Below are 24,699 nucleotides of genomic sequence, written 5' to 3'. Positions count from 1 at the left end.
GCTGGTCAGCTGATCAGTGGTGGCTTACGCCGATCGGCATTGTCCTGATCCGATTGCTTCTCTATCGACCTGACCACCTCGTCGGCCCACTGTTGATTTCGGCCGTCGAATTCTGCGCGGTCCCGGCGCGCGATACCGCGTCCGACCAGGATGGCAATCGGAATGGAACACACGACCCATACGAGTAGTACGCCTCCGACAATCCACCACATACTCAGTAATTGTGCCCGATTCGCCGACCGTTGTGCTCCAGGTCGAAACTTCTGCCCGAATCGTGGCGTTCAATTGAGGTGAGCTCGCAGGTCAGTAACGATCGGCGTCGACGGTTTCGCGGACCTTACGGACCTGATTCCAACCACGAGCGGCGATGCCGAAGGCAACAAGCGACATCAGATCCGAGACCGTCAGACCGTGTTCTCGATTCAACGACCACAAGACCTGACCTTCCAGCGGGCCGTTGAAGAAGAGCCACGCCACTCCTGCGCAGACGGTCGCAACAACACTGGCCTTCGACGGCTTCATCAAGCACACGGTGCTGGTCACGAACAACAAGTTCATGAACACCAGACCGTAGAAAATTCCGATCATGCGACTCCCCCCGAAGTTGGTTCGTTCAGCTGCGGTTGAAGTTCAGGTACGCCTTCGACGGAGTCGGGCCGCGCTGACCCTGGTACTTGGATCCGGCCTCGGAGCTTCCGTAGGGGAACTCTGCAGCGCTCGACAGCTTGAGCAGGCAGAGCTGCCCGATCTTCATTCCCGGCCACAGCGTGATCGGCAGGTTTGCGACGTTGGACAGCTCCAGTGTGATGTGGCCACTGAAACCCGGGTCGATGAAGCCGGCAGTGGAGTGCGTCAAAAGGCCCAGGCGCCCGAGGCTCGACTTACCTTCGAGGCGGCCGGCCAGGTCGTTCGGCAGTGAGCACACTTCGAGAGTCGAACCGAGAACGAACTCGCCGGGATGCAGTACAAACGGCTCGCCCTCTGCCGGTTCGACCAGGCTGGTCAGCTCGTCCTGGCGCAGTGCCGGGTCGATGTGCGTGTACCGCGTGTTGTTGAAAACCCGAAAAAGACCGTCCAGGCGCACGTCGACGCTCGACGGTTGCACCATGGAATCGTCGAAAGGGTCGATACCCAGACGTCCAACGGAGATTTCGGCACGGATGTCACGATCGGAGAGCAGCACAGGTAGAGGTTACCGGTTCTGCGGGCAGTGCCGACCCATCGATGGGTGCGATCACACTGTGGCTACCGAACACGATGCGCGGGTTCTGGACTCCCACGGCAGAGCCCAGCCCCACCTGTCTCAAGTTCTCCATGCCGAAAGGCTTTCCCGCGCAGAACTTGTGGGCAAATCATTCACCGATGGCGCCGACTTCCACACGCCTGTGTTGATCAATGACGGCCGGGGACACCGCTGCTTGAAAGCTCGTCTGATAATGTTCGGAAAGCATGTTGGTCGGCGGTGAAAACACGTCCGGTCGGCTGCGACGCCGATGTAGTTCAATGGTAGAACATCAGCTTCCCAAGCTGAATACGCGGGTTCGATTCCCGTCATCGGCTCCACAGATTCTCCGCAGGTGGAGGGCGTTTCCGTTCACGGAAACGCCCTCTTGCTTTCACGCTGACGCCGCGAATACGCCGCGGCGGCGGGCTTCAGACGCAAGCGTTGATTGCAATCACTGTGCGTTCCACAGTCGCGAGCGCGTCCACAGCGTCGTCCCTACTCAACGGGTACGAGCCACCAAGACCGGATGGATCGACGTCGCAGCGGTGCACGATTATATTCCGCCTTCTCACCACGAGGCTAACAGCAGTCCTTGCCGCTTTTGCACCCGTCGACCCGAACGCGGTGCTCCATATCGCCCCCACCCCGACGATAGACAAGGCTTTCGCGATGTCTTCGGGCTGCTGAAAGGTCTCACGAGACAAACGCGCACTGATGGCCTCTCTAGCGCGCAACTCGCGCTCGCTCGGGCTCGCAGCTGCCAATATGTCGGCAACCGTCCCGAAATGAAGGCCGATTTTAGATTCGCTGCCCGGACTCCGCGAACCGAGCACAATAGCGACCGCATGGTCAAGAACCACGTCGTGCATATACGAATCCAAGGCCGCCACCGACTGCACGAGCGCCGCCCTATACATGTCTGAAGCGTCGACAACGCCAACGGTCAGTCCCTGAATCGCCTCGCCTAGCCCAATCAGTTCCTTGCCTCGACTGATGTTATTCTGAAACTCATAGAAGCGCACACTAGACATGCCGACTAATCCTTCGGAGTCCTCGATCCTTCAGTGAGTCTCTCTATCCTTTCGGCAAGCCCATTGAACATCTCGCGAAACTTCAAAATACTCTGCTCCTGTGCATCCCAAACCACCCCAACGCTAGCGATATCAGATTGATTGAGAGCAAATACCGGTTTTCTCACCTCCTGCGAAGTGGCAATTAATCCGTTGAAATCTTGTATTTGTGCAAGCTGATGATGCCCATCCATTCCGACTGCTTCATAAAGCGATTGTTCCATCATTAGCCCCTCCGCTTCGAGCGCAGGAACCAGCGTTTTCTCGATAGCCTCATCCAATTTATCGAAATATGCTTGAAATGCCTGGGTTGGCCGTTTATTCTTCGTCCTAAACCTCTGAACAAGGACCCCCAGAAACTTCAAGTCTGGCTTGGGAAACGGATAATCTGCATCCCGCACAGCGGGCAGTTCCGCGGCCCTACGAGCCCAAGCTATCCACTCAGGGATTACCCGCGCCAGGGAATCTATAGCCATGACAGAGAAAACATCTGGGCTGCAGGGGACTAAAACGAAGTCCGCCGTCGACACGAGATTCTTGTTAATCGCACCGAGGCCGGGACTCAAGTCGATCAGAATATAGTCCGCCTCATATTCCTCGGCAGTCTCATCAAACAAATAGTTAAAACTTCCCGGCAAGTTCCTCAATCCTTGGAGCGATTCTGACAACTGCTGCGAAATACCTAATGAAGTTTCGTCCTCCGCCAGAGCGACATGACCGGGAATCAAGAACAAGTTCTCGCGGCCCTCAACTTCTACACAATTGACAGGCTTTAACGGAACTGGCCTCGATTTAATAGCGGGCTCTAACGCGTCTTTTAGGTTCCTGCCCGGATTTTCAGCATAGAACTGCTCAAGCGCATTCTCCCCCGATATATCTAGAACCATCCCCGTAAGGTTGCATTGAGGGTCGGCGTCGACAAGTATCACTCTGTGGCCTCGCTCAGCCAATATCCACCCGAGATTGAAGCAGGTTGTTGTCTTACTTACCCCACCCTTATTGTTGAATAGCGCAATCTTGACTGCCACGTCGCCTCCCGGACTCGATCGTGAATCGCAAAGTCGATCCCGGAATGAACATTAACCTAGCGAGCCCCTTAGACCTACACCCGTTCGACTGGGCTACTTCCCATCGACCCGAGAGCAGCCATCGCGTCCGCGTGGTCGTCCCCGAAGAGGTGCGAGTAGACCGTAAGGGCGGTGGTGACCTTCGCGTGGCCCATGAACCGCGCAATCTCCAGCGGCGAGATTCCGGCCGCCACGCACAGACTCGCGTACGTGTGGCGGAGCGCGTGGAACTTGAGCGTCGGGGGCAACGCCGCGCGATGATCGAGTCGGTTCGCCCGTAGCACAGAAGGCCGATAGATCGCTTTGTAGAAGCTCGGGTGGCGCAACGGAACCGACCAATCCAACGCCAACCGAGCTTCCGCCTCCTCGACCGAAAGCGCGGCCAAAACCTCTTCGGCCTTGGGGACGATTCGTTTGCCGTCTTTGTCGGTCGCGCGCTTCCCGGTCGGCTTCGCCGCGACGAGCGCGGACGCGGGAAAGAGAGGTGCGCCCGGCTCATCGCGACGGGGGTGAGCTGCGAGATAGTCCCGAAGGATTCGTACCGTCGCGGACGGCAACGGGACTCTACGGCGTGAGCCTTTGGTCTTTGGCGTGTCGTAGTAGAGAACGCCGTCAATCACCATCACCGTCCGATCCACCCGCATAGGCCCGGCTTCGGCGCTGCGTTCGGGTTGAGCGACTTGGCCGGCAACTCAACGTCCCCGATCTGGAGTCCTGCGAGTTCAGCCGCGCGGAGACCCGACCAAGCCGCGACGTGGACCATGACGATGTAGGGCCACGGCGCAGCGTTCACGAGCGCGGAAACTTGGGCGGCGGTGAGGAATTGCGCCGGGTCATCAACTACTCCCGGAGCTTCGTCAACAGCACTAACCTGACAACCTCGTCTGCCAAGGGCCCTAGGCCCAGAGTCGACGCGGCCAACGCTGCGGACCGTTCCTGATTGTCCAAGGCCTGGATATCGTAGATCGCGTCGTGAAACCAAGCCGCCAATATCACTGTTTCCGAGTCGAATTCGCAGCCGTGCGAGGCGCGCATGTTCAGTGCGTCGAGTACGGCATGGAGATGACCGATCGGGCGATACTGCCGGTGCGGTTGCCGCCAGCGAACAACGAAGTCCTGTTGCTGATTCGGGGTCAGAGCACTGAGCATTCAACAGTCCTTCATTTGCGTGACCGCTCTTGGGTATAACAACCGTGAGAACGTCCACGTCAGCGGCGGTTGTCGGGCCCATTCCTGGGCCACCGCCGGCCACGAGATATCGACAGGCGAGTGGGTCAGCCGAGCCATTCGGAGATGGTGGCGTTGTCGATGCCGCCACCGAAAGAGTGGAACACCAGCAACGCTTGCCCCGACATCACCAGGCGACCGTCCTCGGTGAGGCCGATATCGAGCATCCCCGCTTGCCCATGCACCTGACACCACACAAAGTCGGGAACGTGCAACAACCCCGACGCCGGGTCCGTATCGAGGTCAGCCGGATGAAGGGACACTTCACCGAAGACGTTGTCCTCGAGCGCTTCCGCGGTCTCACGGTCCACCAACACCAGCGGGCCGGCACCGATCAGTCCGTCGGTAGGTTGCCGGGTCAACACAAAGTGCGCCCTCTCCACGGTCGGCGGCGAGGTTGCGGTTTCGACAACTGTGCGATTCCCGACAAACCCTGGCTGTTCCGGGACGACGACCCAGTGGTCCATTGATTTCTCATTTCCCTGAAGTGTTGCGGTCGAAGCAAATTCGAGATTCTTGTAGTCACATGACTAACCGTCGCCCAGGTCGTCGAGAACGTCGGCGAACACCGAATCCGGTAACGGGTAGTGCTCACGCACCGTGGCACGTCGATGCTCGTCGAGCCACCGCAGTGTCCGCTCTCGATTACCGGCGGTAGCCACCTCACGAAACTGTGTCCAGAACATGACAAGTGGACCTGCCGGGTCGGCGGCCCGGCTGCGGAGATAGTCGAGTTGGCTGTCGATGACCTCGAGCGGTGACCCGGTGTCGGTGATCACGCGATACGCCGCCAGAAACCTCCAGCTGGTGCTACGCGACTGGTCTCGGACCAGATACTTCTCCTCCAGAAATGCCGAGAAAAGCTCAGCCGGCTTGGTGTCGAATAGTTGCATTGCTGGGCCCTGAGCCCACTGCGTCACTATTGCCGCAGCGGAGGCGGTGTCGAAGATGTCGATCTGCAGTCGGCGGAACTCCTGGTCCTGAAGCCTACTGTCGGGAATGTCCTGCCTCAGAGTGATGGCACGAGGTATGAGCGGTTCGAAGAGCCGGACATGGCCGATGGTCAGTTGTTCTCTGTTGGGGATCGGATCGATCCCGACGGTGTCGAACCACCACCGAACTGGCGTGTGCAGCAGTTCCGCTCGCAAACCGCTACCGATGATCGTCCAGTTGGGCCCGAGCTTCTGCACCGCCGCGCCCAGCACCTTCTCCCACGCAGCGCCTCTTCCTTTCTTCGGAGTCAGATCCGCGATCGCATCTTTCGCCATCGCCCGCAACTGATCCCGGTCCATTCCCAGGGATTCGAGCACCTCAGTGACCGATTTCGGAGGCTTAGGCTTGTCATCGCTCATCAGTACACATCCTGTCCATCGAACGTCATTCGTTGTCCATCGCTTCAGGGAAGAGATTCTTGATCCAGTTCAAGGGAATCTGCAAGAACTGCGCAACTTTTTCTGCCCAGGCCCGGTCAATAGTCGCGTTTCCCGTCTTGAGATCCCACACCTGAACGATAACCATCGTGGCATCCTCAAACTCGTCGATGATCGTGCGGATGAGTACGACATCAGGTCGGAAGCTTCCCAGCTCACCTCGACCCGCGATTTCCGGTCCCCCCTCGATCGGCCTGAACGACACTTCCGGCAACAACACAACTCCAGGAAACAGCTGTCCGACCTGTGGAGAGAGGATACTGCGGACGAAACCTTCAAACATCGAATGCGCGAAAATGCCGAGTAGCCACGGGGGTAGGCGTGTCCCGTAAAGGTCAAGTACGGTCCACCATGCCAGAGACGCCAGATATTGCAGTATCGGCTCCACATGGTCAATGACGACCTGGTCCTGAGTAGTTGGCGGCGAATCAGGCGGAATGACTGGTGGTGTCCTCGGTGTCCGGGCTGGGCCTGGCTCGATAGCTGCTGATGGTGGAACTAGTACGCCGGGGAGCGGTGTATCAGGTGATGTCGTCCCAGGGATGGGAGTAGAGGGCCGCTCTGTCGGATCTTCGATGGCACCTGGCTGCGGGATCGTGCTCGGGTCGGGATCAAAGGGGTCGAAATCCGGGGGCCCGGGCTGGGTCGGCGCACCGGGAGTCTCGGGATCGACCGGAATGTGGCCTGGGTTGACCGGATCGACGGCCGGTTGCTCGCCAGGTTCGGGAGCCGAAGGTTGGTCGGGGTCAACGAATCCAGGTGTGGTGGTGCCGGGGTCTACCGGTGGTTCGAAACCCGGATCCGACGGTGTTGCCGGATCGCCTGAATCCGGCTCGCTGGAGGGATCTTGCGGCTGGGTCGGATCGTGATCACCAGGCAGACGCGGTACAGGCCGCGGTGTGGGCCTCCGAGGCGGCGGCTTCGCGGCAGGTCCGGCCGGCCCGGGCTGGGCGTGGCCGGGAGTGTCCTGCTCATGCGCTGGGGGCAGCTTCACGAACGGAGAAAGGACAGTGCGAAGAAGTGCCTGATCCTGCGGAGAAAGCAGGGCCATAGCCTTCACAAGCACTTCGGCGAGATTCACCCCGGCCTCGAGCGCCCATTCCTCGAGGCTTTCCATGCGGCCGAACAGTTCCGAATCCCCCAGACCCACACCTGCAAGTATCTGCGCGAACAAAGCTGCGATTCCAGCGGTGAGCATGAGCCCGGCTTCGGCTGCACTGAAGATGCCGCCGATGATCGGAATTCCTGCCAATTCTGCTTGGGGTGGGTCGGTTTCGTTCGGTGTAGCGGGCGCTGGGTCGATGGATGGGGATGTCCCGGCACCTGGTCCGTCCCCGCCGATGTCTCCGCTGATGTTCTCGGCCGGCGACTGCTGCGGGATCTGCTCCGGCACTTGCGCCGGAGCCTGCTCAGGGACTTGTGGTTCGGGCTCGACCGCGGGTGGGACTGGTGGTTGAGTGGGTTTCGGTTTCTGGACTGGTGGATTGGGGGCCTTGTGGCCTTCGACCTGCGGTGTCTCGTTCCAATGTGGACCGTCATCTGAGCGGGTGCCGTCGTCCTCACCGGATATCTTGGTCGGGCGCGCCGGTGCAGGCGATTTCTTGCCGCTCTGTGTGCGATCCTGCGGGTCCGCCAAAATCGGATACAGCACGTTCTCGATACCGGCGGTGTCGACGACCTGGACGAGTTGCCCGTCCCGAATCTCGTAATGCGTCGGGATGGGTGTGCCGTTGGCGTCGTACGCCCACGGGGCATCGATTGTCGAGACCGGGTTTCCGTCGGCGTCGAAGACGGTGACCGTGCCATCGGGGTTGACACTCATGTGACCACCGGGCGGCACCGTCACCGGAATCACGGATTCGTGCGACGACGTTTCGTCGTGGATCAGGAAGAAGAACCGGCCTCCGCCGGTGATCGGATCGAACACCCGCAACGAGGACTGCCCGCCAGGCGCGTACGCCGTCAACGGCGACGCGACAGTCCCGACCGCCTGGGAGAGCACTGCTTCGGGCGTGCGGGGGCTGAACGGTCCCGGCCGCCCGCGCACTCCGATACCCGCAGCGGTGAACGCCGCAGCGCCGATCAGGGTGAGTTCGAGATACCGGTCACGGCCCGAGTCCTCCCCGGTTGTGGAAACATCTGCTGCCGGGTCCGGAACCGTTTGGGCCGGTGCGATATTCGAATCCGAATCCGCGGGGATGGGTCCGGGACCACGATCGGGAACCGCTGTGGGTGCGGTCGATCCTGCAGGCTGCGGCGTATTCGGGGCAGGTCCGCCTGTGGTCGACGGAACCGGAACTCCCGCAGGGTTCTCGACACCAGATTGTGTCGGCGACTGCGGCTGCCCCGGTTGCGCCGCACCCGGCACGGGAACGATGGGGGTGCCGTTGTAGGTGGGGAAGTTCGTGGGTGCGTTCGCCCCGACGTTCGGGCCACCGCCCGGAGCCTGTGCACCGGGGAGCCCGACGGTGGTCGTCGGCGCAGCCGTCGCGGTCGTGAACGGCGCAGTAAGGCACGGGTTGATGTACTCAGGCGGGATCGGTGCACCAGGTGGTAGTGAGGCGATCAGGTTCAGGTAGATCTGATGATCACGTGCCCGCACCGCCGCGCAATCCTCTTCCGGTGTCGCATGCGCCGGTCCGGCAGTGAGCGCGAGCCCCGCACCGATCACGCCGGCGGTCCCGGTCAACAGTGCTCCGGCTGCAAGTAACCCCGCGAATGACCTCTTGAGTCGCAGAGCGGACTTCACCGACGATCACCACTCGTGCCCGACTTCTTCCTCACCGTGGCAATCAATTTGTCTGCGCCCCACCAGAACAGGCGCCCCGCGATCGACATCCACAGAAAGAACGCCAGATACACCAGGATCGTCCCGTAATCCTCGGCCCAGCCCCCGAGGCGTCCGATCACCGCGAACGCTGCAATCAACAAGCCCAACCCGACGACTGCGGCGATCACAGCCTTCGACGTTTCGCTCAATTCACTGTTCGGGTCCCAGTCGTCATCGCTAGCGTTGCGGTCGCGACCGACAGCAGCTCGTTGATCAGCTATTGGATCAGGCCGAGAATGATCAGCACTACGGACAGCCATGACTTGAACTCCAGACAATGAACGAGAACGGCAGCAGGACAGATGCATTCAGAGAGGATCTGAATGCGACAAGATCGAATGGCGCACTAAGTCGATGTCAAGGCGCACAACGACGTCAGAAAACAGTCAGTTGCGGCGCGGATGTCGAGCAGATATCCCCGCGTGACCGCCCCGGGATCAGAGGTCAGAGCCAGGTGGGATCGGAGTACACGAACAACGTGTTGTCGGACGTCGCCGTCGACACCGACAGTTGTGCGTACGAGCGGATCGTCACCGGCCCCATGCACGCATCAACCTTCACGTGCACGTTCTCTGCCGTGATCGACGCCTTCGACGACTCGAGATCCTTCTTCCCCAACGGAATCGTCGTGATCGTGCCCGGCGCAATCGTCGACTGGATACTCGGATTTACCGACGCATTCACACCCACGTTCGCCGACGGGACACCCGAAATACTCACACCGACAGACGGGCCGAGCGAAAAGCCAAGCCCCAAGCCAAGTCCGGAGGAGACATCGATCTGGCAGCCGATCTGCAATCCCTGCTCGACATATCCGGTCTTCACTGCCGAATCGCCCGCACCACCAATCGTGCCGGTCACCTTCGCCGACACGAACCCCTCACGAGTGAACGCCGTCGTCGCCAGATTCGGCACCGGGTTCGCCGAAAGTTTCGTGGCGGCAAGATCCAACGACCAGCCGTCATCGGTGACCGTGCTCGCGAATTTGTCCGCCAACGCCGTCGGGGCTGCCGAGGCGGTTCCGACGGAGACGATTCCTGCTACGACAGCGCTTGCAGCACAAACACTTACAGCTACACCCAAAGACTTCACACAGGGACGCGCTGCGCGATTCGATTGACCGATTCTCATGGACTGCTCCCGAGCTTCGAACGGAAACCTGACGGTAACCGATAACTAACTGAACGAGTTACCGGACAGTACCAATCGTCCCGTTTGGCCGCCACAGCTCCGAATGCCCCGGAGCCGAAATACCTCGAAACTCCAATAACAGACACATCACGAAAGCAATCCGACCTGCATAAGGGACCTTTGTCACGCCGTGTCCGACATCACGTTTCCTGTTCGGCGCACGCGGTACGTCCCCGGGCATTCCCAGCGTTGACGGCTGCACAGTTCTCCAACAGTTTCTGGACAACGAAGGACTCAGGGGTTTTGACCGAAAAACACAGCTACGAAGACCGAAGGAAGGAAAAACACGACAGAGGTCGATCTAATGTGCATCTGCTCAATCAGCATTCTCAGCTCCGATTGATCGAATACATCTGCTGGCTCGAGTGCCCGTGCCACGTTGAGGCAGCTACCGATCTCGGACGCGGGCGGGAGCTGTCTCTTGATGTTGACCACGATGGACCAGTACCTAGTCGGCACCGACCAATTAGGTCGTCGACCAGGTAGCCGGTGGAAGCGCTTCGGTCTTCGGCCTGATCACGGCGGCCGCTATTTGGTGAGGATCGGTCGGTCGCCTCTTGAAATGTAATTGGCGAATCTTTCAATTCCTGCTTGTGAGAAGCTTCCTCGGCCTGCGCGCTTAAGTGCGGCTTCGACGAATGGGAGTGGTTTCCTGCGGTATGTGCGGTAGATGCTGTCGAGTACTGGTTGCAGTGCCCGGCGTGCAAGGTCGGCTGTTTCCGGGTCTGAACCCCCGAATTTCACTGACACATTCGGCATAGATACCCCTGTTTGGTCGAGTGTCCGATTCCCTGGCCGGAAGCGTACGTATCGGATTGCAAATCAGTACAGAAACACCAAAACAGGGCGCTAAGTCCCTACTTGCGGTGGATGCGACTCCGTCTTTGGGTTGACGAAAAACAGCCGGACCGGGGCGTGCGGTCCGGCTTCTGTTCTACAACTGCGGGTTACGACCCGAAGCCGAGGCTTCTGGTTTCGCCTGCTTCACGTTGGGTGGCGAATTGCCAATGCTGACGGGTGTTTGCGTCAACGCGTGATGAACTCCCCATCTACAACGTCCATGCAGAATGACCCCGCGACATAGTTGCCGTCTTCGATGAGGTAGCCGAATTCATTGGGGCGATAACTGCCGAACTTAGCGATTCGATCAATGAACTGTTCTCTGTTGCCAAGGGATCGACTCCCTCCAAAATAGGAGACGGCCACCCGAAGGTGCCCCGTCCCGTGGTCGACCACCTACAACGGGGCGGTTCCACGGTTCCGCAGAAGTTCAATGCCTGTGGTGCAACGCCCCGCGGGGTCGTCGACATCGAGTTCGACGACGGTACGTGGGTGATGTTCGGGGCGGGTATTCGGCCAGTACGCCCGCGCCATCGAGGTTGTGCTCTCGACCGCCTGGTCGGGGATCTGGAAGTCGTAGCTGGTCTGCATCCAAGCTGTTCCATCAGCCTCTGCGATGAATATCCCGATGGGTAGCGCTCGGAGACCCAAGGCATCGGTGCCAGATTCCGCGATCTCATTGCCAACATGCCCCACGACGTTCTATGGTTCATTACATGAGTAATGAACCAGTGAACACCGGGCGTCGATCATCGTGATCGACGACGGACGACCACTGTTCCAGCAGATCGCCGAGCAGATCGAAGGCTCGATCATCGACGGCTCACTGCCGGAAGACGGGCAGGTGCCCTCAACCAACGAACTGGCGGCGTTCCACCGAATCAATCCGGCGACGGCAGCCAAGGGCCTCAATCAACTCGTAGGCGAGGGGCTCCTCTACAAGAAACGGGGAATCGGAATGTTCGTCACCGTCGGCGCCCGCGACGCACTCAGGTTCAGACGACGAGAAGCGTTCGCGCGCCAATACATCGAGCCGCTGGTCATGGAGGCCGACCGCCTTCAGATTTCCCTCGACGAACTCAAATCCATGCTGGACGACAGGAAGGCGGACCGATGAACTCAAGCACGACAACGACCAAGTCGCACGTCAGGCGTTTCGACGAAACTGAACTCGTCGCCTCGATGCGAGCAGTGAACAGAAGCTACGGGGACGTCGATGCGCTCTCGGACGTCTCGTTCGAGATCGGCCAGAACAAGATCTACGGCCTGCTCGGCCGTAACGGCGCAGGCAAGACCACGATCATGCAGATACTGACCGGACAGGACCTGCACACCAGCGGCGACGTCGAGGTATTCGGCGCTGCCCCTTTCGAAAATGCCGACGTCCTGGCGAACGTGTGCTTCGTCAAGGAAAGCCAGACGTACCCCGAAGACCTCAAGGTCAAGCATGTACTCGTCGCCGCCGGCCATTTGCTCCCGAATTGGGACCACGCATTCGCCGAGACACTGCTCGACGATTTCCAACTTCCACTGTGCCGCAAGGTGAAGAAGCTCTCGCGCGGCATGCGGTCAGCGTTGGGAGTGATTATCGGACTTGCCTCCCGTGCACCGCTCACGCTCTTCGACGAGCCGTATCTCGGCCTCGATGCCGTTGCACGCCAACTGTTCTACGATCGACTGCTTGCCGACTACGCCGAACATCCTCGCACTGTAGTGCTTTCGACTCACCTTATCGACGAGGTAGCCAATCTGCTCGAGCACGTGATCGTCGTAGACAGCGGCCGGATTGTCGTCGACGAGGACGCGGACGCACTGCGAGGTCGCGCCGTAGTGGTATCCGGCCCCTTTGATGCGGTGGATGCCGTTGCCGCGTCCGGCAGGGTCCTGCGCCGGGAGACACTAGGCTCCCACAGCCGAATCATGTTGCAGGCCGATGTGACCGAGACCGAGCGAATCCGACTGCGGGAGGCCGGAGTCCAAGTGGAACCGGCATCTTTGCAGGAACTTGTCATCGCGACTTCGACGCAGCGCAAGGAGATCACCGCATGAGCATCGCAACGACAGCGCCACGGACGGTCCCGAAGGCGCCCACCCGGTCCAGGATCGGTTCCGTCCTCCAACTGCACACGGTCGCGTGGCCGTTGCTGATCGCCTGGCCGGTGGGCATCCTTTTGATCTCTTTCCTCATCAGCTTCACCATCTACGCGATCGTCCGGAACGATGAGGGTGAGGGATTCACCGGCAGTGTGTTCTCCGTTTACGGTTTCGTGCTGGCGTTCTACCTCCAGTCGATGACCCAGACGTTCCCGTTCGCGCTCGGGCTGAGCGTGACTCGCCGCGAGTTCTTCACTGCCACCACGATAATGGCGCTGGCACAGTCCGCAATCTTCGCAATCGCGCTACAACTGCTGTCAGTGGTGGAGTCCGCCACCAACGGCTGGGGTGTGCACATGCGCATGTTCGGCATCGCACGCTATTTCACCGACAGCGCAGCCGTTCAGCTGCTCGCGCTGTTCGCGACGCTGCTGCTGACCAGTTCGATCGCAATGCTGACAGGTGCGATCTACCAGCGATGGAGGACCACCGGTCTGCTCGCCTCTCTCACCGGTCTCTTCGGTGTGCTCGGCCTGTCAGCGATCGTAATCACCTGGGCCAACTGGTGGCCGGCGATCGGTTCGTGGTTTGCCGATACTTCCCGAGTGGTGCCGATGGCACTACTTCCATTGGCCCTGGCCATCGCCTGCATAGCCGGAGCCTGGGTCACGTTACGTCGAGCAACGCCCTGACCGAGTAATCATGTGCGACGCCAGATGTCGCACCGTCTCCGAGTGCCCCTCGGATCGACACCGTCCAGGCAGTTCGACCCCCTCCCTATGGCAGGAAGGGGGTCGAACTTCGCAACAGTACGCGACTCGCTCCCGATTGGATGGCCCTCGCTACTGCCGAGCCACTCGCTCGACAAAACTCGAAGCACGCAGCACCAGTTCATCTTTCCGGTCCTGGCGCGCAGCGGCGGCATCGTAGCCGGCGTATGGTAGCGGGGGGTCGTTACGAACATTGGCCGAGCACTGGAAATCTCGGCAGATCAGTGTTCCGACTGTGCTGCCGCGTCGACCAGCTGGCCCGGCCAACTTGGCGCCGTAGAAGACGACCTCGTTGGGAAGGCGCGTGTCACGGCACCAGGAACACTGGGCACGCGACCGCGGAGTGGCTTGCGCTTGAACGAGCAAGACTCCGATGATCTCCCCGTCGAGTGTCGGGACGATCGCGTAGGCGCGTCGGCCCATTTTGGGATCTCGCCAGCCCAGATAGTCGAGAGCGTCGAAGTCGATGGTGTCGAAGCCATCCGGCAACGTGAGATCAGTCTTCTCCTTACGGCTCGCGTTGACGAGGCTGGAACGAACAGATGTATCGGTCAAAATGATCATGGGTGTATGCCAATCGTGGATCGGTGAAGGTGGGTACAGCTCATGGCCCGACCAGCACCTAGTGCTGTCGGGTCCGAAATGCGCTATCTGCTGCCGGCGAAGACGACGCCGACAACCCCCTCACGCCCATGGGGCATCACGATGTCCACACCCCGATGGTAGCCACAGGTCCTCGACACGGGCCACTCGATTTATCGACGCACTTCATGCCTGAAATGGCGCGGTGAATCAGTCACGCCAGACCGCCGTGAACTCGTACCAAGGTCCGCCGAGGTGCTTTGCGGAGAAATCGTCGAACCCCGTAGGTGCGCCGCTGGGCGAGTACACCCATCCACTCGTGGTGGTGAACATGCTGTCGTTGTCGATGAAGTAGACCTCATCGGGACGTACGACATGGGCACTGCTGATCTCGAACTGGCCGATCTCGAGCTCTTCCACAGTCGATCCAGGCTGCTCCAGGAGAGCAATCGCGATGGTCTCGAACTCTCCGCTCTTGTCGAGGAAAGTTGCCGGCGGCATCAACAACACCGCAGCGACCGCGGCGATAACGGCAACCGGAGAGGGCAGGATCCACCACGACCACCGTCGGTCCTGGCCGAGAACGTAGAGCGTACGAACCGCCCACACCAGACCAACAACGATCAAGGTGAGCAGAGCCGCAGCGCTGACGAGGAGAGGATCGAACCACCTGAAGTCACCGAATGGCGAAGGCCACCACCCGTAATGCCGGCAGACCAACGCAATAAGCGGAACAACGGTGAATGCCAAAAGAATCGGCCCCGGTGGCTTGGACGACTCCGGAGGGTCAGCTACCAACCATTCACCCAGCGACTTCGGCCTTCTCATCACCCCACCGTATCTGCAGGTGGACGTCAGACTCAGTCATGTCGCTCCCGTCGGCTTCACCGCCGATCTCGGTTGGATCGCCGGCCAACGGTTTCCGCGGCGCGATGCCCCGGTAGCTTCTGACGGTGCGAATGCCTCAGTCTCGCCGAAATGCCGCGTCAGTTTCGTGCTGCAGGTCGACTGCGAGATCGTCGCCTGCGTCGATTGTCACGTGATTAATCGTCGCCCCGGTCAAGGTGAACGGCGAAGTGTAATCCGAGGACACCGGTTGCCCGCGGTCGTGTCCGACGTTCGAGCCTTCGCCGGAGAGCGAGAAGAACAGCGGCTGAATGGTGATGGGTTCTGTGGCAACTTGTTTGGCGTTGACGTACAAGTGTGCGGTACCTGTGGGCGACGGACCGTCGAGGCCCGACTTGACGAAGTCGACACCGAGAACTGCCTTCCCGAGCGGAATTTGATGAGGTGCGATCAGTTTCTGCTCTTTCTCCCCGAGCCAGTTGTAGACGTAGTGCAATCGACGGTCTTTCAGATACAGCGAGTGCCCACCGAACCGTCCGCCACTGGCGAAGATGACGCCGTCACATTGATCGGCATCGATCGTCACCGCCGCCGAGATCGTGAACGATCGCCCTGCAATCACGAACGCGCGCTCAGGTACCTCCGCACCGCCCGGGTAGAGAGTGAGTCTGCGGGCCTCGCCGGAGACCGAGGGCCGTTCGAGGCTGAACAGCTCGATCGCGGTCCGATCGTCGAGAGGGTACCCGCTGTAACGTCCTGCCTGTTCGTCCCACAGTTCGACCAACTCTGCCAACAGTTCGGGCCGCTGTGATGCCAAGTCGTGCAGCTGATTGCGATCCTCCTCGAGGTGATACAGGTGCCAGACATCGTCATCGAAGTGCCCCCACCCAGCCGGAGCGGGCGCGTGCACTGTGTTGGCTTGCCATCCATCCCGCCAGATCGCCCGGGTCCCGAGCATGGAGTAGAACTGGCTGTGTTTCGGGGACTCGGCAGTGACGTCCCGCAGGACGTCAGCCATCGACACCCCTTCGATAGGGGCTTGTGGGACGTATCGGACGGTATCCGGAGCTGTGATTCCTACAAGGTCGTAGATCGTCGGGACCAGATCGATGGCGTGAATGTACGTGTCACACACCTCTCCCCTGGCTGCAATGCCGTTCGGCCACGAGATCACCATAGGATCGGCGGTACCGCCTTCCCACGACGAGTTGGTCTTGTACATCTTGAACGGCGTATTGAAGGCCATCGCCCAACCGTTCGAGAAATGCGGATGGGTTGATTCGGTGCCGAGTTCGTCGAGGTACTTCAGATTGTCCTCGAGGCGTTCAGGAACGTCGTTGTACCAGCGGTTTTCGTTGACCGATCCATTCGGTCCACCTTCGGCCGAGCAACCGTTGTCCGATACGGCGACAATTATTGTGTTGTCTTTCTGCCCGGTGCGCTCGAGGTAGTCCAGGACGCGTCCGATCTGGCTGTCTGTGTAGCTGGCGAATCCCGCGAACACTTCCGCCTGGCGTACGAACAATTGTCTCTCGTTCTCGCTCAGCGACTCCCACGGCCGGATAAGATCGGATGCAGGCCAGGGTTTCCCGTCAGTGCTGGTGGCAGCGGCAAGCGGATTGATGTCAGGCAAGACTGTCCCAGCCGGGACGAGACCGAGGTCCTTCTGTCGCTGTAGCGCGGCGACGCGATACAACTCGTACCCGTCGTCGAACACACCTTTGTACTTGTCCGACCACTCCTTGAACACATGGTGCGGTGCGTGACATGCCCCGGGACACAGATACATCATCCAAGGTTTGTCGGGGGCAGTTGCGGCGGAATCAGATAGAAACTCGACAGCTTTGTCTGCCAAGTCTTTCGACAGATGATAGCCCTCGGAGGGCGAAGCTGGCGGGTCGACCTGGTGATTGTCGTACCACAGGTCCGGATACCACTGATCGGTGAGACCACCGAGGAACCCGTAAAATCTGTCGAAACCTCGCTGTGTCGGCCAGGTACGTTTCGACGCCCCCATCGACATTTCCGATGCCGGCGACAGATGCCACTTGCCGACAGCCATAGTGTTGTACCCGTTTTCACGGAGTACCTCCGAAATGAACCCGTTCTCGGGTGGGATGTAACACGAAAGATTCGGGAATCCGGCCGCGAGTTCACCGATCGTCGACATCCCATTGGTGGTGGCGTTCCTACCGGTCAACATCGAGGATCTTGTCGGCGAACACAGTGCGGTAGTGTGAAATTGGGTGAACTTGAGCCCGTCGTCGGCGATCCGCTTCATACTGGGCATCTCGACAAGGCCACCGAACAGATCCCAGGATCCGTACCCCATGTCATCCCACACGACATAGAGCACGTTTGGGGAACCTCGAGTGGCCTCAGGCTCGGTGAACGGCGCCCAATCCGGAGTCGAGGACCTCACATCATGTTCGATCCGGCCAGCGAACTTTGGTGTCATCAGTAGCCTCCACTCCAACGAACTCGGCACAGCCATTACCCACACAGCATCAAACCTCTGCTGTTGCCAATCTAGACAGAATCAGACAAATCGTCTTGATAACTCGAACAAAGCACTGACCGGTTAGCACGGAACCACTCCTCTGCGCAGCAATCAGCACTTTGCGCCACCGGCCGACACATTTGGACAATCCACACAATCAGCACGGCAGACGTGCCGGAACGTGCCACAATCAAACTGTGAACGACACCGACAGTGGAGTTGCGCACCTGCACCGATCGCGACTGTCGAGCGTCGGCATCCTCTTCGCCGCCGGCCTGCTGTGGTCCAGTCCCCTCTCCGCAGCCACGCCCACCGAAACCGGGCCGGCCAGTTGCGTACCATTCGGAACCGCCCAACTGCCACCCGGCGCACCCTCGGGAGGCGGACGAGTCGGGTTGGAAAACCTTCCGTTGTTCAACGGCACGGCCGCCCCCTCTTCCATTGAGATTCGCACGCCAACAAGCCAATTCAATCGATTCTGGGACTTTGCACTGGTCGACCACGACTTACTCGCTCGTCCGCGGGCACCCGGCGAACCAACGACCGAGCCATGGCGTTTCGTGCCGATGCCCGAATGCCTACGTGGACGACTGGTCGGGATATCACTGGACGACGACGAACTCGTCGCAGTCGACGACAACGGCTGGATTTACACGATGGACAACGCCTCCCAGGACCCGCTCCTGTGGAACTGGACTTCCGCGTGGGGTGCGCCCCTGTGGAGTGGTCCAGGCCGACAACTTCCAGGAGACCGGCCGAACGGGTGGGCACTGAGCGTCTCGTCGCCTTGGGACAATCAAACTTTCATCGACATCGCAGGACGGATTCACTTCGTCGGGCTCGCCAAGATGACGATGATCCCCACGCTGACCGCGGACGGCAGCCGAATAACCTACGCAGACCCGTGGCTGCCCAACGACGACAGCTACGAGATCGGCGGCCCGCTCGGCGGGCGATTCCAGGCGGACTCGCTGTCGGCGGCCGGATCAACCACTTTCGTGATGAACAAGTACGGCGACATGTACACCCGCACATTTGATTTCGATTCTTCGGGATCGGACTCGATCTTCTTCCGCTACAGCTGGGAAGATCAGTCGGACAAGCCGTCGGCACCCAACCTCGTGGCCGAAACACTGGACCGCAGCACCGCCGCGATCCAACTTCCGGCACCGGACTGGGTGCACCAGCCCAAGATTCCCGGTGAAGTCACATCCGCGATCAGTGTGCACTCACTCGGCCCCGGCCCGAACCGGCGGGAGTTGCGTGTCGAGGGCCGCCGCGGCGCCGAATCCGGTTTCTGGCACAAGGATCTCGTCGGGGATGCTTGGGAGTTCACGCCGACTGGCGCGTCCCTCCTCGGCACACTGATCGAAAACGCGCTGACAGACCGGTCGACGGATACCCTGTCCCCCGCTGCCCCCTGGCACTTGTCCACGACCTTGCCCGCCCGCGACGGCGCCATCGACGGTCAGACTCTGATCGACATCGGGTTTCCGTACTCTGTGGTGGATCCGCGCATGCTGGACGCGATCGGCCAGTACGCACAACCGTCCGGATACCGACTGGACGTGGACCATTTCAACCCGGTCGCCACCACCCGGACCGCGACCGTGACTGCACCGGATGGCACGGTTCTTCCGGTCGTCCTGCACACCGCCGACGGACTACGGATGACTCCCCGCGCATCCGGCCTCGATGCCGATCCGCGCCACCTCGTCGGGGCAATCGAGATCCCGTCGGACGCGTACGCGGATCGGGCATCGAACCCCGCTCTGAACGCGTTCGTGCAGGACTGGATGCGCGGAAACCCCATTGCCGCGATCACGCTCAGCGCCACCGACCACGACTTGGTGATCCGCTAGCCGAAACCAGCGCCGTCCACCGTGTCGCCTCGATTAGGCTCAGCAGATGGTCGACACCACACCCGACGTGCCGATATCACCCGTCGACGCTGCGAGCTTCCAGCTCGGTGTGGATGTCCAGCCGTACCTGGTCACTATTGCCGGTCTGCTCTCTCCGGGCGGCTTTGTCGACAGCGACGGTCGACCGGATCTAGCGCATCTTCACCGAACACTCGCCGCGCAGATCGCGCAGGAACCGTTGTTGCGGCAACGACCGATTGTGCGGCATGGGTCATGGTGGTGGACGGAAAGCAACATAGAGGTCGACCTCCATGTCTCACTGGAGGAACGCGGTCCCACCGAACCCGACTTCGAAGCGGTTTGTGGTCGACTTGTGATGCAACCCCTTGACACCACCCGACCGTTGTGGCACATCGCATTGATTCCTGTAGCTCGAACCGGTCAGTGCGGCATCGTCATTCGAGTGCATCATGCGGTTCTCGACGGCGCCGGTGCCAGCGACCTTTTCGAGCGCTTGTTCGCCTCGCCTGATTCGAAAAAACCCGACCCAGGGGCGCCACCAACGGCGAAAACCGGCCACTCCCCCGAGCCACACATCCCCCAGAAGGCCAGTTCCCTGGACCTCCTCCGATTTCGAATCGGGACGTTCCTACATCGGCCGATCCGATCACGGGTACTGCTCGGCACAATCGGCACCACGAGATCCATCGCTTCCGTCAGCACCCGGACCGCTCCGGTCGTGCGCGGTGCGCAAAGTGTGGGAGGCACATTGAACGATGCCTACCTCGTTGCAGCGGGCACCGGACTGCGATTCATCCTCGAAGATCGTGGCGAGTCCATTCCGAAAACGATCGCCGTATCGGTCCCCGTCGCAGTCACAGCGATCGGAGACGCACGCAACGCCGTCGGATTCATGATCATCGACCTCCCACTTCAAGAAACAGACCTGGAACGTGCCGTCGCAATCGTCGCGAAGCAAACTGCGGCCGCAAAACCGTCCGCACGTGCGGCAGGAACAACATTTCGGTCGCCGCGTGTAGCCGGCATCTTCGACAAATTCGCGAAGCGACAGCACATGATCGGTGCAGTGGTGTCCAATGTTCACGGACCACGCGGTCCGCTCACGCTCGACGGGGCAGCGCTCGTCCAACTCTGGCCGCTCGGCCCGTTGGCGGGCAATGTTCGAATCGGCTTCACAGCAGCGTCCTACAACGATAAATTCTGGATCGGAATCCAGACCGATGCCGAGCATCTCCCTCCGGCAAGCAAGATCGCGCAAGCCGTAGAACGAGCTCTCGACGAAATAGCCAGCACCACAAGCTGACTGGTACTTCATTACACTCGTTCGAGGCGGATCGAACCGAGGCATCTGCGGATTCTTGAACCCAGGTGTCCTGATCCAGCAGGACTCGAGTGATCGCGTGATCACCGAACAGCCACGCCCCCAGATGCTCCCGAAAATCTAGCCGAAGTTCAGTCGAAGAATCTGGCACTCAAGGTTGCAGAGTGCCAGATCGGTTGGTTATCATGTTCTCGCACAGTGAGTTCGGTCGCCGTCGAGGTGACGGTGGCCTTTCTTAGACGATACGGGAGGTGTGTTGCTGTGCTTCGTTTCGATCCCTTCACCGACATCGACGCGATCACCAAGTCCTTGCTTGCTACCGGAACCGGCAGCAACCGAAGTCCACGTTTCATGCCGATGGACCTCTACAAGATCGATGATCACTACGTCCTTCACGCCGATCTTCCCGGCGTCGACCCGGGATCGGTGGACGTACAGGTAGACGGCTCGACCCTGACCTTGACCGCGCACCGCAGTGCTCTCTCCGAAGATGGAGTGACGTGGCTGGCCAGCGAGCGTTTCACGGGAACGTATAGAAGGCAGCTGTCCATCAGTGAGGACATCGACTCCGAGCGGATCGTCGCCTCGTACGACAACGGCGTGTTGACCGTGAGCTTGCCGATCGCAGAGAAGGCGAAACCGCGGCGGATCGAAATCTCGTCGGGGCCGCCGTCCAGCACTGCCAACTCCGAGGCAGAAACTCAGGGACAGATCGAAGCCTGACCTGAACGGCTTGGCACGAAATCGACTGTACAAGAACCTTTCATCCAGGAGGTCCACTATGCCCGCGCCAATCATGGCCCCCGCCGCAGCTCTGGCTGAACCGGTCGTCTGGAACGAAGATCCGCAGCGACAAAGGTGGTGGACGCGCATACTCACGGCCGGCTCGCCGGAGAATTCATCCAACGACGAATTTCAACCCTGACAAGACCCGACCGCGATCGCCGAGTGCGTTCACCCGCAACTGAATTGAGGTCTTCCGTCCGTCTATTCGGGCGGACGGAAGGCCGTATTCAGTCGTCAAGCCCGGGCGAAGCCTGAGGATCGTTCCACGACGCAAGCCGAAGATTCACCAACCTCAGCTAGATGAAGAATCGCCCGAAATGGGCGGAGCGGGACGAAACACTCACACAACAAGGACGAAGCGCGCCGACACCGGCCACCCGTGACACGTACGGTTACAACGTATATACACATCGTTTAGCCGGAATGTCCGGATTCATTGGGCCCACCGCAGTGTTTGATGCCAGAGAGCGACAACAGCCTGACGAATCTGGGAGCGCAGCATTTGTCATTGCCATCACAGCTTTGATTCGCGCTCGCCACTGTCATCGAGGATCAAGAACTCGATCTTCGCCCGCTCCCCGTCCGCATCGAAGTCATTGTCGCGGTCTGAGACACGCGCGATCAGTTCCGTCAGTGCCGCATGGATCGTCGTGTACAGAAATGCACGCGGGTCGGACACCCCCATCACGTCGTCAGTGTTCATCTGTACCTGCGCCGTAGCGGTGCGCCGGCCCAGAAACACACGTGGAAGCCGGATCCCGGTCGGATCGGTCACCACGGTGATGTCGCCACCAACGACAACAAACAGATCGAAGTCGTACTGCATCGCGATGCGCCTCAGCCGGTGTCTGAGCCGAGTCAACTCCTCGATGAAGTCGAGCGGCACCGACGGTCCACCGAACACTGTTCTGAACGTGACCCCGCGAGTCATCGATCTCCCCCTTTACGAATCATCCATTTCAGGATCGAGGGCCATACCCTCTGTGTCGCCCATGCCAAGTGCTCGGGCATATCGACCGGCATACCGCTCCAGTGCGACTGCGGTATCGGCCTCACCTGCCCATTGATCCGGAATCGCGGCGCCGTCACCCGTTGTTCGCGACACTCGCGCCTCGGAGAACTCGACAGCGGTCCGGGTGAAGGAACACCGCACAAAACTCGTGGCCGCCGAGAATCTTGAGCCGCCGAAAGTGCACTCCACGAAAGAGGTATCGGCGAACTGCGCACCAGGCAGGTCTGTGTCGTCGAATGCACATCGTTCGAACACAGTATTGGGCACGGAGCGGAGCCCGCGTGCTTTGGCTCCAGTGAAATCGCAATCGACCACCCTCGGTCCGAGCGCCAGACGCGAGAGCGTGGCACCCCGGAAACTGCACCGTTCGAATCGGCGATTGAAACGGGGCTGTCCGGTCAGTGCCACGAAATCGAAACGGCAGTCGAATAATTCGGATTCGAAGGCGGAGATCGCACCCCGAGCGAAACTCAGATCAATCCGTTCCAACGTGAGATACCGGATGTCCAATCCACCGCTACCCGCTGTCAGGCCACGCACATCGATCAGCCCGTCATCGGTCTCCGCCCATGGGGAGACGAGAGTGTGGGGCGGCTTGACGATCCGCGACTGATCGAGCAGCTGCGCCCGTAAATTGTCGACGCCCTCATCTGACCAACGTCGACGTAGGGAGGTGATCGCGGACCGGTTCACGGGCTCAATAGTATCGGCAAGATCCCCCGCGATTGGCCGTGGCTGCCCAAGAAGCGAACCGCCACGCATCAGCACTTCGGTAGGAATCACTTCTCGGAGCGCGCAAACAGCCGGACCGTGAAATACACGGCCCGGCTGCAGCGCTCACACGCACCAACTGGAACTCGGAGTTAACTCGGGTACTGGAACCGGTCGTATACGAATCTTTGACTCATCCCAGGATCAGTATCGAATTATCCACTCTCACAGATTGATTACGTCGCCCACAAAGATCTGGTCGGGATCGGCGATCTGTGGATTGATGTCCCACAACTGCTGCCAGGTGAGACCTCGTTCTGCAGCGAGGTCGAACAATGTATCACCGGCCGCAACGACTACCTCTTCGCCAGACGCTGGAGCCTTCGACTCCGGAATGCTCTCTACCGGTGCAGATTCGGCTGCCTCAGAGTAGACGACGGGAACTGGCGCCGGTTCCGGTGCGGATTCGGGTGCTACTTCCGGTGCCGGCACGGGCGCGGGTGCGGGCACGATGCTCGACCCGGTATCGCACGCCCCGATCGAACTCAGGAAGGACATGGGATCGACGGCGCCACCACTGTGAATGCGGAGGTGCAGATGTGGACCGGTGGAGCTACCGGTGTTACCCGTTGCCCCGATCTGGTCGCCTACCTCGACGTGCTGCCCCACACCGACCCAGGTTTCGGAGAGGTGGCCCATCTGAATCTGCTCGCCACTGTCCGCTTCCAACTGGATGTACGTTCCGTATCCACCCGGATCATTGGGTCCGGCAACAGAAATCGTGCCCGATGTCGGCGCGTGAAGCGCGGTGCCGACGTTGACAGCGAAGTCGACTCCGTCATGTCCCGCGTGGTACCCCTGCGAAAGTGATCCGCTTACCGGCCACTCCCAACTGCAACTCGCCGACCAGCCCTGCGCACCGGCGGTACCTGCATTGACAACTGCTCCGGCCCCCACAAGGGCGCCCAGTCCTGCAGTTACGGCGATGAATCGTTTTGTGCTGGAAGGCTTGTGTTTTCTGTGCTTACTCATATTTTCCTTGACTGATGTGCTCGGAGCCGGCGCAGGCTCTACCGCCAGACAGCACTCAGTACGTGCTGAGCTACGCGGTGCATCGCACCGAGACTCCGTTGGAGTGAAATTTTCGGATTGCGCCATGGAGAGAAGTACGGTGACCACTCTCGAACGCGATCGCGCGCATAGACCCGCAGGTCTGTATCTCCTGGTGACAGCACAGGAGATACGGGTTTTACATCGAGGCAGTGCCTGAATCGATCGTTGATCGAGGACTACGAATGCCGGACCGAACTGAGG

At 60.2% G+C, this 24,699-nt stretch carries 25 protein-coding genes and 1 tRNA gene; 7 read left to right on the top strand and 19 right to left on the bottom strand.

Annotation, left to right across the window (positions count from 1 at the left end; genetic code table 11):
- Window positions 1-5 precede the first annotated feature (5 nt).
- The 3 genes from AC3WQS_RS25655 to dcd all read right to left on the bottom strand — a co-directional run bounded on the left by AC3WQS_RS25655 (window position 6) and on the right by dcd (window position 1,183).
- Complete coding sequence (locus AC3WQS_RS25655; RefSeq protein WP_019747486.1) at window positions 6-212, bottom strand: hypothetical protein; 207 nt, start codon at window positions 210-212, stop codon at window positions 6-8.
- 91 nt (window positions 213-303) lie between these two features.
- On the bottom strand, window positions 304-588 hold the full coding sequence (locus tag AC3WQS_RS25650; protein ID WP_019747487.1) for a hypothetical protein: 285 nt from the start codon (window positions 586-588) through the stop codon (window positions 304-306).
- A 25-nt stretch (window positions 589-613) separates the two neighbouring features.
- On the bottom strand, window positions 614-1,183 hold the full coding sequence (dcd, locus tag AC3WQS_RS25645) for a dCTP deaminase (protein ID WP_019747488.1): 570 nt from the start codon (window positions 1,181-1,183) through the stop codon (window positions 614-616).
- A 306-nt stretch (window positions 1,184-1,489) separates the two neighbouring features.
- On the opposite strand from dcd, the gene AC3WQS_RS25640 reads away from it, so the two are divergent.
- Window positions 1,490-1,563: transfer RNA gene (locus AC3WQS_RS25640), tRNA-Gly, on the top strand.
- A 90-nt stretch (window positions 1,564-1,653) separates the two neighbouring features.
- Here the strand turns inward: AC3WQS_RS25640 and AC3WQS_RS25635 are convergent.
- The 10 genes from AC3WQS_RS25635 to AC3WQS_RS25590 form a co-directional block, all read right to left on the bottom strand.
- A complete protein-coding gene (locus tag AC3WQS_RS25635) occupies window positions 1,654-2,256 on the bottom strand; it encodes a hypothetical protein (protein WP_046378092.1) in 603 nt (200 codons plus the stop codon).
- A 5-nt stretch (window positions 2,257-2,261) separates the two neighbouring features.
- Entirely contained in the window at window positions 2,262-3,323 is a 1,062-nt protein-coding gene (locus tag AC3WQS_RS25630; RefSeq protein ID WP_492713184.1) for a ParA family protein, read from the bottom strand.
- A gap of 74 nt (window positions 3,324-3,397) precedes the next feature.
- A complete protein-coding gene (locus AC3WQS_RS25625) occupies window positions 3,398-3,988 on the bottom strand; it encodes a site-specific integrase (protein WP_371331159.1) in 591 nt (196 codons plus the stop codon).
- A 214-nt stretch (window positions 3,989-4,202) separates the two neighbouring features.
- Window positions 4,203-4,511: a hypothetical protein gene (locus AC3WQS_RS25620; RefSeq protein ID WP_052740926.1), complete on the bottom strand. Its 309-nt coding sequence runs from the start codon at window positions 4,509-4,511 to the stop codon at window positions 4,203-4,205.
- Window positions 4,512-4,636: 125 nt separating this feature from the next.
- The gene (locus tag AC3WQS_RS25615; protein WP_046378091.1) at window positions 4,637-5,056 is read right to left on the bottom strand and encodes a hypothetical protein; all 420 of its coding nucleotides are present in this window, start codon (window positions 5,054-5,056) and stop codon (window positions 4,637-4,639) included.
- A gap of 63 nt (window positions 5,057-5,119) precedes the next feature.
- Complete coding sequence (locus AC3WQS_RS25610) at window positions 5,120-5,941, bottom strand: hypothetical protein (protein WP_046378090.1); 822 nt, start codon at window positions 5,939-5,941, stop codon at window positions 5,120-5,122.
- Window positions 5,942-5,966: 25 nt separating this feature from the next.
- Window positions 5,967-8,768, bottom strand: coding sequence for a hypothetical protein (locus AC3WQS_RS25605; RefSeq protein ID WP_492713185.1), 2,802 nt, complete (start codon window positions 8,766-8,768; stop codon window positions 5,967-5,969).
- Complete coding sequence (locus AC3WQS_RS25600; RefSeq protein ID WP_046378089.1) at window positions 8,765-9,109, bottom strand: hypothetical protein; 345 nt, start codon at window positions 9,107-9,109, stop codon at window positions 8,765-8,767. The genes AC3WQS_RS25605 and AC3WQS_RS25600 overlap by 4 nt, the downstream gene beginning before the upstream one ends.
- 184 nt (window positions 9,110-9,293) lie before the next feature.
- Window positions 9,294-9,980, bottom strand: coding sequence for an MspA family porin (locus AC3WQS_RS25595; RefSeq protein WP_492713186.1), 687 nt, complete (start codon window positions 9,978-9,980; stop codon window positions 9,294-9,296).
- A gap of 1,296 nt (window positions 9,981-11,276) precedes the next feature.
- Window positions 11,277-11,471: a hypothetical protein gene (locus tag AC3WQS_RS25590; RefSeq protein WP_492741578.1), complete on the bottom strand. Its 195-nt coding sequence runs from the start codon at window positions 11,469-11,471 to the stop codon at window positions 11,277-11,279.
- A gap of 163 nt (window positions 11,472-11,634) precedes the next feature.
- Between AC3WQS_RS25590 and AC3WQS_RS25585 the strand changes: the two genes are divergently transcribed.
- From AC3WQS_RS25585 to AC3WQS_RS25575, 3 genes are read left to right on the top strand one after another with little or no spacing between them, the layout of a single operon-like run.
- A complete protein-coding gene (locus AC3WQS_RS25585; RefSeq protein WP_019747490.1) occupies window positions 11,635-11,997 on the top strand; it encodes a GntR family transcriptional regulator in 363 nt (120 codons plus the stop codon).
- The gene (locus AC3WQS_RS25580; RefSeq protein WP_029254676.1) at window positions 11,994-12,929 is read left to right on the top strand and encodes an ABC transporter ATP-binding protein; all 936 of its coding nucleotides are present in this window, start codon (window positions 11,994-11,996) and stop codon (window positions 12,927-12,929) included. The genes AC3WQS_RS25585 and AC3WQS_RS25580 overlap by 4 nt, the downstream gene beginning before the upstream one ends.
- Window positions 12,926-13,666 carry an ABC transporter permease gene (locus AC3WQS_RS25575; RefSeq protein ID WP_211918053.1) on the top strand — a complete coding sequence of 247 codons (741 nt, stop codon included), beginning with the start codon at window positions 12,926-12,928 and terminating at the stop codon, window positions 13,664-13,666. Before AC3WQS_RS25580 ends, AC3WQS_RS25575 begins: the two co-directional genes overlap by 4 nt.
- Before the next feature lie 150 nt (window positions 13,667-13,816).
- Here AC3WQS_RS25575 and AC3WQS_RS25570 read toward each other — a convergent pair whose 3' ends face one another.
- From AC3WQS_RS25570 to AC3WQS_RS25560, 3 genes are all read right to left on the bottom strand, one after another.
- Window positions 13,817-14,308: an FBP domain-containing protein gene (locus tag AC3WQS_RS25570; RefSeq protein WP_080910146.1), complete on the bottom strand. Its 492-nt coding sequence runs from the start codon at window positions 14,306-14,308 to the stop codon at window positions 13,817-13,819.
- 228 nt (window positions 14,309-14,536) lie between these two features.
- Complete coding sequence (locus AC3WQS_RS25565) at window positions 14,537-15,154, bottom strand: hypothetical protein (protein ID WP_029537817.1); 618 nt, start codon at window positions 15,152-15,154, stop codon at window positions 14,537-14,539.
- A 136-nt stretch (window positions 15,155-15,290) separates the two neighbouring features.
- Window positions 15,291-17,630 (bottom strand): arylsulfatase, encoded by a 2,340-nt coding sequence (locus AC3WQS_RS25560; RefSeq protein WP_492713188.1) that lies wholly within the window; start codon window positions 17,628-17,630, stop codon window positions 15,291-15,293.
- Window positions 17,631-17,869: 239 nt separating this feature from the next.
- On the opposite strand from AC3WQS_RS25560, the gene AC3WQS_RS25555 reads away from it, so the two are divergent.
- The 3 genes from AC3WQS_RS25555 to AC3WQS_RS25545 all read left to right on the top strand — a co-directional run bounded on the left by AC3WQS_RS25555 (window position 17,870) and on the right by AC3WQS_RS25545 (window position 21,599).
- Window positions 17,870-19,534: a hypothetical protein gene (locus tag AC3WQS_RS25555; RefSeq protein ID WP_492713189.1), complete on the top strand. Its 1,665-nt coding sequence runs from the start codon at window positions 17,870-17,872 to the stop codon at window positions 19,532-19,534.
- Between the two features lie 46 nt (window positions 19,535-19,580).
- Window positions 19,581-20,858, top strand: a complete 1,278-nt coding sequence (locus tag AC3WQS_RS25550) for a wax ester/triacylglycerol synthase domain-containing protein (RefSeq protein WP_021333874.1) — start codon at window positions 19,581-19,583, stop codon at window positions 20,856-20,858.
- A 279-nt stretch (window positions 20,859-21,137) separates the two neighbouring features.
- Window positions 21,138-21,599, top strand: a complete 462-nt coding sequence (locus AC3WQS_RS25545) for an Hsp20/alpha crystallin family protein (RefSeq protein WP_317558220.1) — start codon at window positions 21,138-21,140, stop codon at window positions 21,597-21,599.
- A gap of 577 nt (window positions 21,600-22,176) precedes the next feature.
- Here the strand turns inward: AC3WQS_RS25545 and AC3WQS_RS25540 are convergent.
- From AC3WQS_RS25540 to AC3WQS_RS25530, 3 genes are all read right to left on the bottom strand, one after another.
- Window positions 22,177-22,593, bottom strand: a complete 417-nt coding sequence (locus AC3WQS_RS25540) for a hypothetical protein (protein ID WP_492713190.1) — start codon at window positions 22,591-22,593, stop codon at window positions 22,177-22,179.
- Window positions 22,594-22,605: 12 nt separating this feature from the next.
- Window positions 22,606-23,367 (bottom strand): pentapeptide repeat-containing protein, encoded by a 762-nt coding sequence (locus tag AC3WQS_RS25535; protein WP_492713191.1) that lies wholly within the window; start codon window positions 23,365-23,367, stop codon window positions 22,606-22,608.
- 243 nt (window positions 23,368-23,610) lie between these two features.
- Complete coding sequence (locus AC3WQS_RS25530) at window positions 23,611-24,417, bottom strand: peptidoglycan DD-metalloendopeptidase family protein (RefSeq protein WP_492713192.1); 807 nt, start codon at window positions 24,415-24,417, stop codon at window positions 23,611-23,613.
- Between the last annotated feature and the right edge of the window lie 282 nt (window positions 24,418-24,699).

The sequence above is a fragment of the Rhodococcus sp. FW305-130 genome (assembly GCF_058788335.1).
This window is presented reverse-complemented; position numbering and strand designations above follow the sequence as displayed.